The sequence below is a fragment of the Clostridium sp. 16K-1-R1 genome (genome assembly GCF_023921145.1).
GTDB lineage: Bacteria > Bacillota > Clostridia > Clostridiales > Clostridiaceae > Sarcina > Sarcina perfringens.
In genome coordinates, this window is record NZ_CP046515.1 from 1,996,704 (window position 1) to 2,014,926 (window position 18,223).

Annotated in this window: 14 protein-coding genes; 3 read left to right on the forward strand and 11 right to left on the reverse strand. The window is 27.0% G+C overall.

The genetic code is table 11. The features are described 5' to 3' along the window. Positions 1–217 precede the first annotated feature (217 nt). Entirely contained in the window at positions 218–712 is a 495-nt protein-coding gene (locus GOM42_RS08695) for a hypothetical protein (protein ID WP_003452001.1), read from the reverse strand. A gap of 233 nt (positions 713–945) precedes the next feature. Here GOM42_RS08695 and GOM42_RS08700 point away from each other — a divergent pair, with 233 nt between their 5' ends. After that, a complete protein-coding gene (locus tag GOM42_RS08700; protein ID WP_057257570.1) occupies positions 946–1,971 on the forward strand; it encodes a branched-chain amino acid aminotransferase in 1,026 nt (341 codons plus the stop codon). 43 nt (positions 1,972–2,014) lie between these two features. Here the strand turns inward: GOM42_RS08700 and GOM42_RS08705 are convergent, their stop codons facing one another. From GOM42_RS08705 to GOM42_RS08715, 3 genes are all read right to left on the reverse strand, one after another. After that, on the reverse strand, positions 2,015–2,428 hold the full coding sequence (locus GOM42_RS08705) for a hypothetical protein (RefSeq protein WP_110016186.1): 414 nt from the start codon (positions 2,426–2,428) through the stop codon (positions 2,015–2,017). A gap of 22 nt (positions 2,429–2,450) precedes the next feature. Beyond that, complete coding sequence (locus GOM42_RS08710) at positions 2,451–2,996, reverse strand: hypothetical protein (protein WP_003456084.1); 546 nt, start codon at positions 2,994–2,996, stop codon at positions 2,451–2,453. A 196-nt stretch (positions 2,997–3,192) separates the two neighbouring features. Further along, positions 3,193–6,576 (reverse strand): beta-N-acetylglucosaminidase domain-containing protein, encoded by a 3,384-nt coding sequence (locus GOM42_RS08715; protein WP_110016185.1) that lies wholly within the window; start codon positions 6,574–6,576, stop codon positions 3,193–3,195. A gap of 358 nt (positions 6,577–6,934) precedes the next feature. On the opposite strand from GOM42_RS08715, the gene GOM42_RS08720 reads away from it, so the two are divergent. Next, positions 6,935–7,861, forward strand: coding sequence for a phytase (locus GOM42_RS08720; RefSeq protein WP_110016184.1), 927 nt, complete (start codon positions 6,935–6,937; stop codon positions 7,859–7,861). 120 nt (positions 7,862–7,981) lie between these two features. On the opposite strand, the gene GOM42_RS08725 is transcribed toward GOM42_RS08720, so the two are convergent. From GOM42_RS08725 to GOM42_RS08740, 4 genes are all read right to left on the reverse strand, one after another. Continuing rightward, positions 7,982–9,751: an ABC transporter ATP-binding protein gene (locus tag GOM42_RS08725; protein ID WP_003456045.1), complete on the reverse strand. Its 1,770-nt coding sequence runs from the start codon at positions 9,749–9,751 to the stop codon at positions 7,982–7,984. Between the two features lie 34 nt (positions 9,752–9,785). After that, positions 9,786–11,507: an ABC transporter ATP-binding protein gene (locus tag GOM42_RS08730; RefSeq protein ID WP_110016183.1), complete on the reverse strand. Its 1,722-nt coding sequence runs from the start codon at positions 11,505–11,507 to the stop codon at positions 9,786–9,788. A 633-nt stretch (positions 11,508–12,140) separates the two neighbouring features. Next, entirely contained in the window at positions 12,141–12,899 is a 759-nt protein-coding gene (locus GOM42_RS08735) for a hypothetical protein (RefSeq protein WP_041707830.1), read from the reverse strand. A gap of 218 nt (positions 12,900–13,117) precedes the next feature. Continuing rightward, complete coding sequence (locus GOM42_RS08740; protein WP_003455949.1) at positions 13,118–13,477, reverse strand: hypothetical protein; 360 nt, start codon at positions 13,475–13,477, stop codon at positions 13,118–13,120. 267 nt (positions 13,478–13,744) lie between these two features. Here GOM42_RS08740 and GOM42_RS08745 point away from each other — a divergent pair, with 267 nt between their 5' ends. Then, positions 13,745–15,082, forward strand: coding sequence for a polysaccharide deacetylase family protein (locus GOM42_RS08745; protein WP_003455956.1), 1,338 nt, complete (start codon positions 13,745–13,747; stop codon positions 15,080–15,082). A gap of 66 nt (positions 15,083–15,148) precedes the next feature. On the opposite strand, the gene GOM42_RS08750 is transcribed toward GOM42_RS08745, so the two are convergent. The 3 genes from GOM42_RS08750 to GOM42_RS08760 form a co-directional block, all read right to left on the reverse strand. After that, the gene (locus tag GOM42_RS08750; RefSeq protein ID WP_003468346.1) at positions 15,149–15,565 is read right to left on the reverse strand and encodes a hypothetical protein; all 417 of its coding nucleotides are present in this window, start codon (positions 15,563–15,565) and stop codon (positions 15,149–15,151) included. A gap of 220 nt (positions 15,566–15,785) precedes the next feature. Further along, positions 15,786–16,733 carry a carbohydrate kinase gene (locus tag GOM42_RS08755; protein ID WP_003468339.1) on the reverse strand — a complete coding sequence of 316 codons (948 nt, stop codon included), beginning with the start codon at positions 16,731–16,733 and terminating at the stop codon, positions 15,786–15,788. Continuing rightward, entirely contained in the window at positions 16,726–18,189 is a 1,464-nt protein-coding gene (locus GOM42_RS08760; RefSeq protein ID WP_003455958.1) for a sucrose-6-phosphate hydrolase, read from the reverse strand. Before GOM42_RS08760 ends, GOM42_RS08755 begins: the two co-directional genes overlap by 8 nt. Between the last annotated feature and the right edge of the window lie 34 nt (positions 18,190–18,223).

Here is an 18,223-nt window from a genome sequence, read left to right on the forward strand (position 1 = left end):
TATAGATACCAAGTCACTTTAATCATAATAACATTTTTTTATTACAATTTATTATTATTAATTTTTAAGATATTATACTAAAATTTTAGTTATTTAAATTCCAATATAGTATTGTTTTATATCTGCTTACTTAATTATATAAAACTTATTTATACTTTTAATTTAATCTTAAAAATAAAAAAGGTAACTTTATTTAATAAAGCTACCTTTATTTTTATTATCTAATAACCTTTTGTGGATTTGAAAAAAAGAATAAATCAAGCATTTTTTGATCTATTAAAACTTCATATGCAACCATTTTAGTTTCCCATCTAACCACAATTACATAAACCTTTTTTCCTTCTTGAATATTGTTATAACATTTCTTTACTTTTACATTAGAATATCTATTTAATTCACTATTTCCTAAAGGTGCAATAATTTCAACCTCTCTTAAATTTATGTTACCCTTTACTTTTCTTCTAACTCTCTCATAAATAGCACTTATTTCAAGTTCTCCATCAGTAAATTCATAGTCATATTCAACCATTGTTAACCTTTTAGCTATAAAAAGAGGCAAACATATTAATATTAAAAATATCAAAGCAGGTATTAGCCCTGTAAAAATAAATATTCCAGCTGCTAAAAATAAGGAAATAATCATAGCTGGCACTATCATCTTATGTAGCTTTGATTCTTCGCCACTTATACTTAATTCATAAAACTTCTCCATACCCGTCTCCCTTTTCCATTTGCTTTTTCTTTCATTATATCATAAATTTCTTTTCAATTTTATATACTAAACCTAGTAATAAATATTAATTTTTTGTATTATTTTAATATTTATATCATTTAAACTTGACATTAAAATAATTTTAATTTGCAATTTTTAAATTTTAATCTTTCATTTTTTAAAATAAAATGATAAAATTAAAAAGTATTAAATTTTGATAGGAGTGTTAAACTATGGATAAAAAGACAGCTATTGATTGGAATAATCTAGGCTTCTCTTATATGAAAACAGATTATCGTTACATATCTCACTATAAAGATGGTAAATGGGATGAAGGAAAATTAGTTACAGACAACAAATTAAGCATAAGTGAAGCTTCAACTGCCCTTCACTATGGCCAACAATGTTTTGAAGGTTTAAAAGCTTATAGAACAAAGGATGGAAAGATTCAACTTTTTAGAGTGGATGAAAATGCTAAGAGAATGAATAAATCATGTGATAAACTTTTAATGCCTGAAATACCAGTTGAAAAATTCATAGATGCTTGTATGCAAGTTGTCAAGGCTAATGAAAGATTTGTACCTCCATACGGTACTGGTGCAACTCTTTATATAAGACCTTTCATGATAGGTGTTGGTGATAATATAGGTGTTAAATCTGCTCCTGAATTTATATTTTCAGTATTCTGCCTTCCAGTTGGTGCTTATTTTAAAGGTGGAATGAAGCCTGTAAACTTTATGATTGCAGATTATGATAGAGCTGCTCCTAAAGGAACTGGTGCCGCTAAAGTTGGTGGAAATTACGCAGCAAGCTTAAAGGCTCATGAAATAGCTGCAAAAAAAGGATTTGCTGATTGTATATATTTAGACCCAGCAACTCACACTAAAATTGAGGAAGTTGGAGCTGCAAACTTCTTTGGAATAACAAAGAAAGGTGAGTTTGTTACTCCATATTCAGAATCAATTTTACCAAGTATAACAAAATACTCTTTAATGCAAATAGCTAAAGATTATTTAAAAATGCCTGTATCAGAAAGAGATGTTTTAATAGATAACTTAGATGAATTCGCTGAGGCTGGTGCTTGTGGTACAGCCGCTGTAATAACTCCAATAGGAGGAATAGAATATAAGAATAAACTTCATGTTTTCCATAGCGAAACTGAAGTTGGTCCTATTACTAAAAAACTTTATGATCTTTTATCTGGAATGCAATTTGGAGATGTAGAAGCTCCTAAAGGATGGATATTTGAAGTTAAATAATACATAAAAAAGAGAGTGAGTAGTAAACTCCTCTCTTTTTCTCTTACTTAATAAAATTTTCTTTTATTTCTCTTAGTAATTCTTTATACTTATCACCAGAATCTATTATTCTAAAAGTTTCATCATTAACCTTAATAAATTCTTCACTTAATGATAAGCTGATATAATCATCTCCCATATATACATTATACTCATTTAAAATCACTGGATTTTTAAAAGGTTTAACTATTTTTATTTCCTTAATATCATCATATATATTTGCTATATCATTTTCATCTTCTATTTTATAACTATTAAATTCCGAATCATTTTTCTTTTCTGTAACAACTATATATTCTGGATTTTCTATTAACATATTAAATGCAGCCTCTAGTTTAATAGGCATAAAGAAATATGAACAAATAATAACTGATATTGTTATAAAGAAAGTAATAACTAATTTATTAAGAAGCTTCATATATTCCCTCAAAATTAATTGCTTACTTTAATACTATTCCCCTTACATCTAAATTATGCTTTTTAGCTAAATCCCTATATATTTCTAGCATATTATTTCCCTCAAAAAACATAGGAAAACTCAAATTATAATTTCCCCATATAGTCATAGGCTTTTCCATAAAATATATGGTGCAAAAGAATAATTCTCTAGTATTTAATCTAGTTATAAAGGACATTAAATCTTTATTATTAAGCTCAAAATAAACACTTTTTATTTCCTGTTTATTGATATTATCTATCAAAATATTTTTATCCCTTTCATCTAACACCTCTAAAAGCCTTGCTAAACTCTCATTTTCTAAATCTTTTATGTATAAGTCTATTATTACTTTTCCCTTATTAAGCTCTAATGCTTCATTAAAGAAATTAATAAAACATCCCTCTTTTATTTTAAAAGAATCATTATCCCCATTATATTCTAAAAGCCCGTTTGAATATCTATCAAATCCATCTAATATATTATTAAATCTTATTTTTATTTTATTTTTAAATTCATCTTCACTTATAGATTTTAAGATTTGACTCAAAAATAACACTCCTTCACTTAACTTATTATGATTATTATACACAAAGCTTATTTTATTTGGCTATATTATTGAAAATTTATCTCTTAAATTACATTTTAAAGACTATGTTTTCACCAATTAAAGGCTATGTTTTCACTAAAAACATAGCCTCTATTAATTCATTTTAAAATATTTAATTATTAGTAATATCTAAAAACTATCTTGCAGTTCTTATTGTTAATGATTCTTTCTTTGATATTTCTCCATTAGAATACTTTGCTGCTATTTTAAAGTTATAGATAGTATGTCTATTTAATCCCTTAAATGTATAGCTTGTTTCATCACTTGAGATTTCACTAACTTTCTTTCCATCCTTATAAAGAATATAGCTTTCTAATCCAAAAGTATTTTCTGGTTCTTCCCATGAAACTGTTACATTTTTCTTATTAATTGTAGTAGCTTTAAATTCTTTTACAGGACTTACTACTATTTCTTCTTGTTCTTCTCTTTCTCTAGCAATAATTTCATATATTTTTGGAGCTGGTTTTGAACCTTCAAATTCAAATTTAACCTCAGTTATATTATTATCTACTTTTAGTTTATTAATTTGAGCATTTAAGTGTCCAATCTCTGTCCAATTTCCACCTAAGTCTTTTACGCTTACCTTAGCCTCTGAAATTCTATTTTTATCCTGTAATATTTCTAATTCTGAAATATTAGTTACCCTACTCATTTTATATATTAAGGAATCTCCATCCTTTACTGATTTAACTTCATATGCTGTTGATAAATCTTCATCATAAAAAGCATTAAAATTACCTTCTAAAGTACCACTTGCTAAATTTACAGCACTTTCATCAAATTCTGGTGCTGTCTTATTAAATTCAATTTCATAGATTTCAACCCAGCATCCATAATTGTGTCCATTTGATTGTATCTTAATATATCTTGCCATTTTTCCCTCTGCATTTGCAGATGCAACCATTTTTCCATCCTGTGAATTATATGCTAACGCTCCAAGTGAAGTCCAATTCACTCCATCCTCTGAAATCATATATTCAGAGTTTCTCATGAAATCATTTGCTCCAAAATAAGTGTTTATATCATATAATGGCATTACATTACCTAAATCAATTTGTATATTATGTCCTGAATCTGATGGCTTATTTGACCAATATTTCGTGTCCATATTTCCATCTAAAGCTTTATCTATAGTATAATTTTCATGAGTTCCTATATTTTCAGTAATAGTTGGTTCAGCTTTATATACTGGTAAAACTTCTAATTTTTCTAAATTAATATTTTTTGAATTTTCTCCAATATTAATAATTCTTATAAAAGTAGCATCAACCACATCTAAAGTCTCTAAAACATTTTCATTTGTTGATGCTTTAGCTGTAACCCAGTCTAATCCATTTATTGAATATTGAATTTCTATATTATCATAATTATTAGCAAGTAAGTTTATTCCTCTTAACTTTGTTGCTTTTGGAAGGCTTATGCCTACATAGTCTCCATTATTAAGAGTAACTTCTCCTAAATCTCTTAAAGAATATATTCCATCTTCAAAGTTAACTTCTACATCCTTAAGATTAGTAAGAGATGTGTTTATTTCTGGATCATACTTTGGTAAAACTACTTCTCCCATTTTTTCTTTGGCATAATCCATACTTTCTTTTACTAAAGGCTTAAGGAGTTTTGTTCCTACTGAAACAACATATTCTTTTGGACCATCACTTTCTAAACTTTCAATTTTAAATGTTTCCATTAAATCAAGTTTTTCTTGTGCTAGTGAATTACTATTCATCCATAATTCTAGATTTCCTTCCTCTGAAGCTATTATAGCTTCCATAGCAGCAATACCTGCTTCGCCTAAGGCTTTATATGCATTTAAATGTTGTTCTATCTCACCTAATAGATTTTTATTTGTAACTTTAGAAGTAATACTTTCATAATCAGATACTATTAATTTAAATTCTTCTAACAAGTCCTTGGCTGGTTTCACAGCTGATTGTCCATTCTTCATAGCTTCTTTTAAGGCATCTATCTTTTCTGATAAATACCAAGATTCATCGTATTCAAAAGGACCACTTGCTCCTCCATCATCTTTTAAATAACATGTATTTGACGCAAATCTCATAAACTCTTCTTTTACTTCTGGCACAAACTTTTCTATAGAGGTTTCCCAACTTTTCATATAATCAAATGCATCAGTATTCCAAGTATAATCAGCTATACTATATAAAGCTACTTTTGAAGCTTCAGCTTGGTTCATTGGATTTGAGAAAAATCCACTAACATTATCAAGATCTTGATTTAAATTATGAAGTGGAGCCATTAATATTCTACTATCGCAATAATCATTTACTGGATAGTTCCACCAAACAGCTACATCCTTATCAACTCCGGTTTGAACCTTAGGCCATTCAAAAACTTCCTTAGATACATTTGACATTGTTGCATGTCCTGTCCACATTACTTGTATATCATCATGCAATGTTTGCATAAAAGGTTTAAAATATCTATCCATATTTGGACCCCAAGCTGAATTATATCTTGCAGATATAACTATCATAGGTGCTACATCACCCTTAGCCTTAACAAATTCTGTATCTATTTTATTTATCCACTCAGCTTGCTTTTGACCATTTCTCCAGTCATCAGTATCATCAAAAAGAACTCCAAATTGACGAACTCCTAAGCTATAAAGTTGTTCAAATTTATTAATAAGAGCATCGAAATCTTCATCTGTAAATTGAAGAGTGGCTCCTGGATGAATTGTCCAACAGAAATTAAAATTATTTTCTGCTCCCGCCTTAGCAAGTTCAGCAATTTGTTTTGCTTCCTGTTCTGGATATAATTCTTTCCAACTTAATCTATGGTAAGGATCATCCTTAGGAGCATAAATATAAGTATTCATCTTATATTCACTAGTATCCTTCATTAAATTCATTCTATCTTCATGACTCCAAGGTACTCCATAAAAACCTTCTATAAACCCTCTAAATTCTATTTCAGGATAATCAGTTACTACAACTTCTGCAAACTTATTTTCCTCATTAGACTGTTCTAGAATTTGACTTAAAGTTAAAACACCATAGTAAGCACCATCTTTATCAGAACCTATTATAGATATATTACCTTTTTCGTTAATATCATTACTTGTTTTTAGTACATACCCTTCTTTATGAGTTAAAACATCACTATTTTCTTCTTTTCCCTCAGAGCATACATCACAGTGATCCCCCTCTGAAGAAACTATAATATTAGCTTTTCCCTCTTCAACATTTTCTGACACCTTAAAAGCTATATTATTTTCATTTAAAGTTCTTTCAAGTCTTTTAGAAGTTGCTGCTTCTTGTTCACCATGATAAACTATGTTAACCTCTCCCTCTAAAGTCATTCCTTCTATAGAAGAATGTTCTAAACTTTGAGGCACTGGATAAACTTCAGCTTCTACTCTTTTATTACTTTCTTCCTCTTTACTATTTTCTCCACTATTACTTGCAAAGGCAGTAACTGAAGTTGTAGTTATTACACTTACTGCACAAGTAGTAGCCAAGGCACTTTTAATAAGCTTTTTAATCTTTTTCTTATTCATTAAATTCCCCCCTATAAAAATTTTAATTTTTATATTGTAAATAAGCCTAATCTTAATTACAACTAAAAATACAAGTAATCATTTAAAAATTATTTATAAACTTTTTAAAACAATTACTCCTTAATATATAAATATATTCTCATTTCCACCAAAATATGTATTAAATTAACTTTTAAATAAACTTTTATTTTTTAGATAAAATATTAATTTTTAAATAAAAAATATTTTAAATTATATAAAATCATACCATCTAACATATATTTCCATATAAACCTATAAAATTTAATACATATAACAAATTGTTTAATGAAATACTAAAGTTATTATTTATTACAAAATATATTGAGGTGATTTTACTGTGTTTAAACATTTTAAGAAAAACGCACTTATTATTTTTTTATTATTAAGTATTTTTACTAACTTTTTTATTAGTAATACTTTAGTTGTTTCAGCAGAAGATAATGATATACATTTAGTTTTAGATACTAAAAATATTAATAATCTTCCAAATAATTTTAGAACAACATCTGATTTAGAAAGATTAAAAAACCTATCTAATATTAATATGAAAGGTTTAGATACTCTCAATATTTCAGGCAGTCAACAATTTTCTCCTAATAACCTTTCACTTTTAGTTACTTCAATTAAAACCACTTTACCTATAACAATTGTAGATTTAAGGCAAGAATCTCATGGATTTATTAATGAATATCCTGTTAGTTGGAAAGGCGAAAAAAATGATGCCAACTTAGGTTTAACCAGAACAGAAGTTATTGATACTGAAAGAAAGCTTTTAAACAGTATTACTTTAGGAACTCCAATACAATTTTTTAATGATCCTAAGCTAACTGTTATTCCTGAGAAAGTTCTTTCTGAAAATCAATTAGTAAAAGCTAATTCTATGGATTATGTTAGAATTCCAGTAACTGATGGGAAACTTCCTACTTACGAAATGGTAGATTTTTTTGTTCAATATGTAAATTCGATACCAAAAGATTCATGGCTACATTTCCATTGTAAGGAAGGGATAGGAAGAACAACAACTTTTATGATTATGTATGATATAATGAAAAACTATAATAATGCTACTCTTGATGAAATAATAAATAGACAATTAGCTCTCTCTGGAATTAAGGAAAAATCTATACTTTCCTTCCCTTCAAAAGAGCGTTTAGACTTCTTTACTAAATTTTATGAATATGTAAAAGAACAAAATAATGATTTTAAGATTAGTTGGAGTCAATGGCTTAATAAAAATAATTTTCCTCTAATCACTATCCGCTAAATATATAAATATTATTTAAAGAAAAAGGATGTATTAAAATAATTAATAAATAAAACTTATAAGGTATTTCTTATTATCTATAAGTTTTATGTTTAACTTTTAATACATCCTTTTCTTATTCTATGCTTCTTTTAAGAAGCTATATTGAGCACAATACAGATTATAATAATATCCTTTTCTATTTAATAACTCTTCATGAGTTCCCTCTTCAACAATTTTTCCATGGGAAAGAACAAATATTTTATCACAATCTCTTATGGTAGAAAGTCTATGTGCTATAACTATAGAAGTTCTTCCCTCCATTAGTTTCTTTATTCCTTCTTGAACTAGCCTTTCTGTTTCAGTATCAATATTAGCTGTTGCTTCATCTAATATAAGTATTCTTGGATCTGAAATTAAGGCCCTAGCAAATGCTATTAACTGTCTTTGTCCTAATGAAAGTCTTGATCCTCTTTCATTAACATTTGTATTATATCCCTCTTCAAGCTTTTCTATAAAGTTATGAGCATTTACAGCCTTTGCAGCTTGGATTATTTCCTCATCAGTAGCATCTAATTTCCCATAGCGTATGTTCTCCTTAATAGAAGAAGCAAAAAGAAATGAATCTTGAAGCATTATTCCCATCTGACTTCTAAGACTTTCTACATCTACAGTACTTATATCAATACCATCTATAAATATTTTTCCTTTAGTTGGCTCATAAAATCTACTTATAAGGTTTGTTATTGTAGTTTTTCCAGCTCCAGTTTCTCCAACTAAGGCTATTTTTTCTCCTGGATTTAAGGTGAATGTTACATCTTTTAATGCATGATTTCCATCATTATCATAGGAAAAAGTAACATCTTCAAAATGAATTTCTCCTTTTATCTTTGGAAGTTTTTCTTCTGCCTTATTATTTACCATGTGGTTCTTAGTATCCATAATATCAAAAATTCTTTCTGCTGCTGAAAGATTAGTAACAAAAGCATTATAAAAGGCTGATAAGTTCATTATAGGTCTCCAAAGCATTTCAATATACATTATGAAGGCCATTAAGGTTCCTAAAGATAAATTTCCACCTCTTGTTAATTTATACCCTGCAAATAATACTATTGCAATTCCAAAACCTCTGCATATATCCACTGTAGGCCAAAAATAATCTTGAAGCCTAACTGCATGTAAAAAACCACCTGCATGTCCTTCTAGATGATTTTCAAATTTTTCTCTTGAATACTCTTCTCTATTAAATCCTTGAACCACTTTCATTCCTGAAAATGCTTCATGGGTATAACCTAAAAGAGCTGATCTATTTTCCCTAAAAACTCTCCACCTTTTATTTGATTTTATTTCTATAAAAAACATTCCCGCAAAAAGAAATGGTAAAACTGTTAAACAAACCAAAGTAAGACTTGGATCCATTAAAAACATCATAAATATTACTAGTAAAATTGTAAAAAGGTTTGGTATTAAATTAACAATACTATGATTTAACAAGTTATTTAATGCATTAACATCACCAACTACCCTTGATAAAATCTTACCTACTGGTCTACTATCAAAAAAGGAAAAACTTAAAGTTTGTATATGAGTATAAAGTTCATGTCTTATATTTACTAATATTTGATTTGTTATTTTACTCATAGATAGCATTCTTATTTTTGAAAGTATCATTGCTATTATATTTAATAAAAGTAAAACTGCTCCTATGCCAAGTAATCCATTTACATCCTTAGCAGAAACAAATTTATCTATAGAAACCTTCATTAAGTATGGATTTAATGTATTACAACTCATAATAAGTAAAAGCATTAATATTATTCCTATAGTTTTCCACTTGTATGGAGCCACATATTTTAGAAGTCTCTTTATAGTCTTCCACTTATGAGTTTTTTTCTCATTTATTTCTTCCATTATCTCTTCCCCCTTTTTAATTAAAGTTTTAATATTATTGTACAAACTCTAAATCTTGAAATTGATGGCAATATACACTATAGTAATATCCCTTTTTCTTTAATAAACTTTCATGATCTCCCATTTCAACTATTTCTCCATCTTTCATGAAAAGTATTATATCGGCGTCCTTAACCCCAGAGATTCTATGGGCAATTATAAATGTAGTCGCTTTATCTTGCTTTTTAGATAAGTTTTTAAGCACATTAAATTCTGTCTCCATATCAAGGGCTGATGTAGCATCATCTAAAATTAATATTGGTGTTTTTCTAACTAAAGCTCTTGCTATTGCCAACCTTTGCTTTTGACCACCTGAAAGTCCTAAACCTCTTTCTCCAACTTCTGTTTCAAATCCTTCAGGCATTTCTTTTATGAAATCATAAGCACAGCTATCCTTTGCTGCCTCTATTATTTCATCTTCACTTTTATTTCCTCCAAAATCTATATTGTCTTTTATAGAATCTGAAAATAAAAATGTATCTTGAAAAACCACAGCCATATTTTCTCTTAAACTATCTAAATTCCATTTTTTCACGTTAACCCCATCAATCAATACCTCTCCAGAAGATACATCATAATGCCTTCCTATTAAAGAAAGAATTGAACTTTTACCACATCCTGTTTCCCCCATAATAGCTACGGTACTTCCTGCTGGTATTTTTAGATTTATTTTCTTTAGCACTTCTTCTTCATTATACCTAAAGGATACGTTCTTAAATTCTATTTCACCTTTAACCTTATCTGGATTATAAGAATTCTCCATAGAAGTTATTTGAGGCTTTCTTTTAAGAATGTTAAATATTTTATCCATAGATGCTCTATTTTGAGACATCATATTTACAAGACCACCTATATTTTTCACACAAAAAGATAAATTTAAAATATAACTACTGAAAGCTAAAAGTGTTCCCATAGTAATATTCCCTTTGATAACCAAGTATCCTCCATAAATTATCATTGCTACAGGAGTTAAATTTGTTAAAAGATCAATTACAGGCAAGAAATTGCTTAAAATTCTTGCTTGAGTTATATTAAGGTCATAATAATCCTTATTTACCTTTAAAAACTTTTCAGTTTCATATTTTTCTCTAGCAAAAGCCTTTACTAATCTTATTCCTGCTATATCTTGCTGTGCCATAAGATTTATATCAGCCACTTTATCACTTATTTTTGAGTAATTTCTATGAAACTTTTTATTAACTAGAATAGCCAAAACCCCTACAGGAAGTAAGATGACTAAACAGATTATTGTAAGAGAAGGACTCATACTCATCATTATGGTTACAGATATAATAAATAATATTATTCCTTCTATAAGCAACCTAAGTCCATAAGATATTGTTTCCCAAACTATATCTACATCTTCACCAATTCTTGACATAAGTTCTCCTGTATTGGTGCTATCAAAGAATGAAAATTCAAAGCTTTGAATCTTTTTAAATAAGTCTATTCTAATTTCTTTGCTTACATTTAAAGAAAACTTATCAAATAAAAACTCTTTAATATATCCTAATATTCCACGTAAAAGTGATAATCCTAAAAAAACTCCAAAAAATAATCCCAATTTGCTTTTATCACTTCCTAGTAAAATATCATCAACAAATATTTTTTGAAGATATGGAAAAAAACTATCTATCCCCAAAACAATTATCATAGCTAATATTGGAACTATTAAAAATACCATTCTCTTAGATATATAATCCTTAAATATCCCCATAAATATTCCCCCTTTATTTATATACTTTAATCTAGCATAATTTAATAAATCTTATATACCATCACCTATATTCAAATGATTCCCCTCCTTATAACTAAAATAAAAAAAACACCTATGTTCCTTAAGCAAAAGCTATGCTTAAAGACATAGATGCCCTATAAAATCAAGAATATAAGAAAAATTTCTAGGTTAAGATAAATGGAAGACTTTAAAACTTCTAATTGGCAAACCACTAATGTTTTGTACTAAAAAGTAAGGATTCTATTAAAACATAGATAATTATGCAAAAACCTTCTTAACCTTATTAAATTTTTATTACAAACTTTATTTTATTGCAACAAAAAGCACAGCTTCTCAGCCATGCCTTAAAATCTAGAAAAGATTTTATAAAATTTTATGGAAAGCATTAGAAAAATCCCATAAAAGGAGCCATTGACTGAGTAAATACTAATTTTATTGTAAAAAATAACAAATACACATTATTAATATATTTATTATCAAATTTTCTCATCAAACTGTCTCCTTTCATAAATTTAATCTTAATAATTATTATACTTTATATTACTCAATTTTCAACCATTTTATTATATTTTTTACAAAATTTATCATTATAAAAATTTTATGCTATTAGTTTCACCTTTGATCTTCATCAAAAAGCTCTTCTTCATAGTCACAAACATCATAGGTCTCACTACCATAATCTTTATCAATAATATTATTTGCAATATTTTTACTCTCTTCCTTTATTTCATCAAAAGTAAAAGGCATGTTATTTTCATCTTTTTTAAAATCTTCAGCTTCAAAGGAACTAGCTAAATTTAATATTTCTTCAAGCATTGTTTTTGCTCCCTTAATTATCTCATTAAAACTATTCTCATTTACTTCCTTAAACATACCTGTTGCCCCCCATATACTTGGGTTTTGGAATAAATCTAAATTATGAAAATAATCCTTAAAAATTTCTTCTTTTTCATTAAAATTATCTATAGAATCTTCTTCTGAATTCAAATCTTCATCTATATCTTGATTTTTATTGACATCATATATTTTTTCTATATTATCTTTTAAAACATCCTTATTTATAAATTCTTTATCAGTATGTTCTATAATAGGAATTTTTTCTTCCCTCTTATAATTTAGTTTATTTCTTTGAAGAATTATCCTAGTAAAACTAAATCCATCCCTTAAAACCATTCTATAAATTTTCTTCTTAAAAGCAGGATGTTCTATGGTTAATACATAAATTCCTAATGGAACTAAAAATTCCACTATTCCAGCTAAATCTGTCTCACCTTCATATTTTTCTTTTTGATTTTCAATTTTTACTATACATTTTGTTATAGGCCTTTGATCTTGATCTAAAATATTAAAAAAAACTCTTTGATTAATCATAACATCTATTAAGATTTTACCTCTTAATATTTTCACACTCCGAAGAATATTATACCTTATATAATTATTCTTAAATTTTGTTTTTGTTAATAAAACTTACAAAATAAAAAACACGGAATAAAACCGTGCTTTCTTATTAATCATATTTTATAAAATTTCTTCACTATTTACTCTAATTTCTCATAAAAAATTTAAGCATTATAGATTCAAAATAGCTTTTAAGCTATACTATTTTCTTTTTCAGTATTATTAAACTTCTTAAACTTTTCAATAAAATTATCAAACATATAAAGATAAATCATCATTACACCCATAGATAATAATATTGCTACAGTTAACATTTCCCCTCTTCCAAACTTTAATATATCTTTATTGCTTATTAAAACACTATATAATAACAAAGATACAAAATTCTCTAATATAACCACTTTTCTCAATGTAACTATTGTCTTAACATCTTGTTTTTCCAACTTTTTAATGTCTTCATCCTTTTTACAATGAAGGTCATATACAAGATAAGAACTTATTCCTATTTCAACTATTATAAAAATTAAAGCTATAAAAAATCCAAATACCATGCGTGCCCCCCCTAAATTCTTCAACACCTTGTAATCGTTTCACTAATTATTATATCATCATATTATTGTATTTCCAACTAAATATATTTAAAAGTAAATTAATTCATGTAAAAGATGTAATAAGTTATTTATTAATACTTTTTTAACCTTTTTGTAAATTTAAACCTTAATTTGTAAAATATTATTATAAATGTACACTTTTTTATGAATTTATTAAGTTTACAATTCTATTTAATTATAATTTAAATTAATACAAGGAGGCACTATATGAAAAAACTTTTTACAACTTCCCTCTTAATTCTTTCAATGATTTTTCTAATAGGATGTGGATCTAAAGGGGAAAGCAAAAACTTTGGGCTATCTGTATTTGGATTAGAAAAATTTTCAGGACTAGATAAACCTGAAGATAATATTAAAATAAATCTAAATGGTAAAGTTCAAGACTTAAGCTTACCAATATACTTAGATAAAAATAGATATCTAATTCCTATAAGCGAAATAATCAAAAATAACAATGGGGAGTTTAAAATAGAGGATGATTCTTTAAATATTAAATTTGAAAATAAAGATATTAAAGTTAATTTAAAAGATAATACTTGGACTAATTTATCAAAGGAAGAATCAGAGGCTAATAAATTTAAAATTGACCCTATAATAAAAGATGATACTGTATATATGTCTTTAATTGACTTTGCTAATATGTTTGATTTAAAAAGCAGATGGAACTCAAAGGACAAGCTAATAAAATTATATAATAATAAAGATATGTTAGATGTTAAACCCTATAAGGGAAAAGGCCCTCAAAAAGGTATTATAAGATTTGAAGATGTTGCATCTACTGGTGCTGGAACAGAATATGATTCACAATATCTTGAAACTATAAGAGTTATGGGGAGATATTTAGGTAAAAAAAATGTACCTTACCATATCGCTTGGATACCTAGATATATAGACCCAGAAAAGAAAATAGACAATGACCCTTCTAAAGAAAATAACTTTGCTAATGCTGAGCTTGTATACACTTTAGATTTTGTAGCTTCTCATAAAGGGGAAATAGGTTTACATGGTTATACACATCAAATAGACAATACAATTAGTGGTCATGGCTTTGAATTTGGAAAATATAATCCCTCTGTGGAGGATTTAAATACAAGAGTTGATAAAGCTCTTCAAATAGCTAAAGATCTTGATATAAAAATAAACTTCTTTGAAGCTCCTCATTACACTATAAATAAAGCTCAAAATGAAGCTTTAGAAAAGAACTTTAAATATATATTTAATGATTATGATGAAAATAAAGCACAATCAAAACCTATGAAATCACCAACTGGGAGTGGTTCTTATTATATACCTACACCTCTATATTATATTGAGGGCGGTAAAGAAAATGATATGTTAAATAAGATAAAAAACATGTCTAATACTACTTTTGCTGGAATGTTTTATCATCCATTTTTAGAAGCTAAACTAATAGATTTTAAAGATGGACAAGATGGTTATCCTGAAGATAATTATAAAAAACCATCTATAATCCAAAAAGTAATTGATGAATTTGAAAAAAGAAATGTATCTATTATTTCAATAGAACAAGTTTCTGAAAAATAAATTTCACTTTTAAAGAAAGGTTAAGTTAAAATTATTTATTTTAACTTAACCTTTAATTAATTTTAATTATTTATTATTCTTTACCTCTTCCCATATCTTAAAAAATAATCCTACAAAAAATAAAGTTAAAAATAATATCTTAAATCCTTTAATACTGTTATTTAATCCATAAAAAGCTATTATAAAAATTACTATAATAGTTCCTAAAGATACTATTTTATTAAAGACCTCTAAGGAATGTAAAATTATATTTATACTAATAATCATAGTAAAAATCAAAAAAATTATAGCTATAAAAGTTATAAAAATAACAAATACTTCCTTCAAAGCTTCATACCCCTTTAAATTAAGTATTTCATAGATATTATTAAATACAACTTCCCTTTCTGTTATATTTAAAAATATTAAATTTGATATAAATGCAAGACCTATAGCTAAAAGATTTCTATCATCATAAGATATATCTTTAAAAAATCCCTTCAAAGATTCCTCCTAAAAAATCACTTTACTAAACTATATTCCTGTTAAATTTTAATATAACCTCTTATATGTAAAGTTAAAAATAATATTTAATCTAATCATAAAATTTTATTTTTATTTTAAAGGATAAAACTCTAATCTAAAATACACTAAAATAAAAAAACATATGAGAACTAAAGGATTTTAATAGGTTCCTAAAAATTCTCATATGCTTTCAAATAAACTATATATATTTCATTAAATCTTCTTCATTTGGAATAGCATCAATAGCCCCATAATTTGTGCATGTCAATGCTCCAACCTTATTTCCATAACTTATAATTTCTCTCCATAAATTTAAATCTAAATTCTTCTTATCTTTTAATTCACTTACTTTCTTAAGAACAGCCCCAACGAAAGCATCCCCTGCCCCAGTTGAATCTACTTGATTAATTTTTATTGATGGAACTATCTCTGAATGAATGCCATTACTTAAAAGAGTTCCTTTTCCTCCTAGTGTAACAGCTATTATTTTTGCTCCTAAAGAATGAAGTTTTTCAACTCCTCTTTCTAAATCTTCTTCCTCAGTTAATAGCTCTATCTCCTCATCACTAAGCTTTAAAAAATCACAAGAGCTTATAAATTTCTTACAGTCTTCCTTAAACTCTTCAATTCCTTCTTCTTTAATAAGCATATCTCTATAGTTTGGATCAAAGGATATAAAGTTTCCATTTTTATGTCCAACCTCTAAAAGCTTAAAATAAGTATTCTTAAGTTCACCTTTTAAGAATCCCGTAGCTGAACCAAAATGAATTATATCATCCTTTTCTATTTTACTTAAATCAATATTATTAAATGAGTATTCTCCATCACTACCTCTATGAAACTCAAAATCTCTTTCACCATTTTCATCAATAGCTACAAATGCTAAGGTTGTATATCCATCCATTTTAGTCATTTCAGTATTTATACCTATATTTTTTAGCATATCAACTAGAAATTCTCCAAAAGAGTCATTACCAACTTGTCCTAAAAAATAAGATTCTCCTCCAAGCTTACAAACTGCTGCTCCAACATTTGCTGGAGCTCCTCCAGCCTTTTTCTCAAAGTTTACTCCATTTTTAAGACCTTTTCCTATATCTTTTCCTATAAAATCTATCAATAATTCTCCTATACAAAATACTTTATTCATTATAATTCACCTCATTCATCTCCCATATACTCAAGGAATTTATTTTAATTTTACCCTCTTCTGATTTTAAACTTAAGTTAAAGCTATCTTTTTTAGGATAAAGTTTTAATGATGCTACTTCAATTCCATCTTGAAAATATATTTCTACTGATGATTTATCCACAAACATATTAATTTTTAAATTCCCATTAGAATGTAACTTAAACTTCCTTATACCCTTTTCTCCATTAATCATTGAATTTCTATCTATTATACAAATTTCTTTTTTAAAATCATAAATTAAAGATGTATGTTCCTCATTACTCTTCATAAAATTAATTTCAATCTTTGATGCTTCCTGTCTTTCTATATCTAGTTTAAGCTCATAACTATTTTCTTTTACTTCATTAAAATTTAAATCTTCAATAAATGTATTTTTTAAGCTTACAATTTTATCTCCCCTAAGCTTTCTGATCTCCTCTATAGGATTTTGATGTAAAACTCCATTCTTTAAGGTTAATTCTCTAGGCATGGTTAAAGAAAATATCCATCCATTCTCCCTACTACAATGAAACTCTTCTTTTTCAGGAAGTCCCATCCATCCAATTAATATATTTCTTCCTTTTTCGTCCTTAAATACTTGAGGCGCATAAAAATCAAAGCCCATATCTAATTCCTTGAACTCATTATTATTTTTAAATTCTAAAGTATCATAATTTAAATTTCCTATTAAGTATCCCGATTGATATATGTTTTGATATCTAAACTCTTCTTCTTTAATTCCTTGAGGAGAAAATATAAAAATATCCTTATTATCAATTTTTAAAAAGGATGGACATTCCCACATAAATCCAAAATCCTCATAAGACGTTTTTAGTTCCCCATAAAAATCCCAATCATCTAAATCATTTGATTTATATATTACGCATCTACCCTTTAGCTTTTCAGTCTGTATTCCAAGAATCATATAATAATAACCATTATTTTTCCAAATATATGGATCTCTAAAATGAGCTGTATATCCTTTTGGTAATGTAGAAATAACTGGGCCTAATTTTTTCAATTGTCCATTTTCTTCAAGAATCCCCTTGCATTGATAAGATATTCTCTCTCCTTTATCCCCTTTAACATTCCCAGTATAAAACACTTGTAAGTTGCCATCCTTAACAATAGCTCCCCCTGAATAACATCCATCCTTATCAAAATATTCTTTTGGAGTTAAGGCAATTTTAGGTATTGAAAAATCTTTAAAATTCTTTGTTTTTACAATTCCCCAATGTTTATTCTTGTGCTCACAGCCATATGGGTTCCACTGAAAAAATATGTAATATTCTCCTTTATAATAACTTAATCCATTTGGATCATTTATAAGTCCAAAGGGAGGCTCAAAATGAAAATTATCTCTCCATATATCTTTAGTTTTATTATAATATTCTTTTGATTTTTTGTTTATATCATCATCATTTAAAAACTCCATTTACTTCACCTTTCTTTAAATTATTCGGTGAAGC

What these genes read in the sequence shown, in the direction of transcription:
- GOM42_RS08695 (WP_003452001.1), bottom strand. Translation starts at nt 712, where the DNA reads ATGGAGAAGTTTTATGAATTAAGTATAAGTGGCGAAGAATCAAAGCTA.
- GOM42_RS08700 (WP_057257570.1), top strand. Translation starts at nt 946, where the DNA reads ATGGATAAAAAGACAGCTATTGATTGGAATAATCTAGGCTTCTCTTAT.
- GOM42_RS08705 (WP_110016186.1), bottom strand. Translation starts at nt 2,428, where the DNA reads ATGAAGCTTCTTAATAAATTAGTTATTACTTTCTTTATAACAATATCA.
- GOM42_RS08715 (WP_110016185.1), bottom strand. Translation starts at nt 6,576, where the DNA reads ATGAATAAGAAAAAGATTAAAAAGCTTATTAAAAGTGCCTTGGCTACT.
- GOM42_RS08725 (WP_003456045.1), bottom strand. Translation starts at nt 9,751, where the DNA reads ATGGAAGAAATAAATGAGAAAAAAACTCATAAGTGGAAGACTATAAAG.
- GOM42_RS08730 (WP_110016183.1), bottom strand. Translation starts at nt 11,507, where the DNA reads ATGGGGATATTTAAGGATTATATATCTAAGAGAATGGTATTTTTAATA.
- GOM42_RS08735 (WP_041707830.1), bottom strand. Translation starts at nt 12,899, where the DNA reads ATGATTAATCAAAGAGTTTTTTTTAATATTTTAGATCAAGATCAAAGG.
- GOM42_RS08740 (WP_003455949.1), bottom strand. Translation starts at nt 13,477, where the DNA reads ATGGTATTTGGATTTTTTATAGCTTTAATTTTTATAATAGTTGAAATA.
- GOM42_RS08745 (WP_003455956.1), top strand. Translation starts at nt 13,745, where the DNA reads ATGAAAAAACTTTTTACAACTTCCCTCTTAATTCTTTCAATGATTTTT.
- GOM42_RS08755 (WP_003468339.1), bottom strand. Translation starts at nt 16,733, where the DNA reads ATGAATAAAGTATTTTGTATAGGAGAATTATTGATAGATTTTATAGGA.
- GOM42_RS08760 (WP_003455958.1), bottom strand. Translation starts at nt 18,189, where the DNA reads ATGGAGTTTTTAAATGATGATGATATAAACAAAAAATCAAAAGAATAT.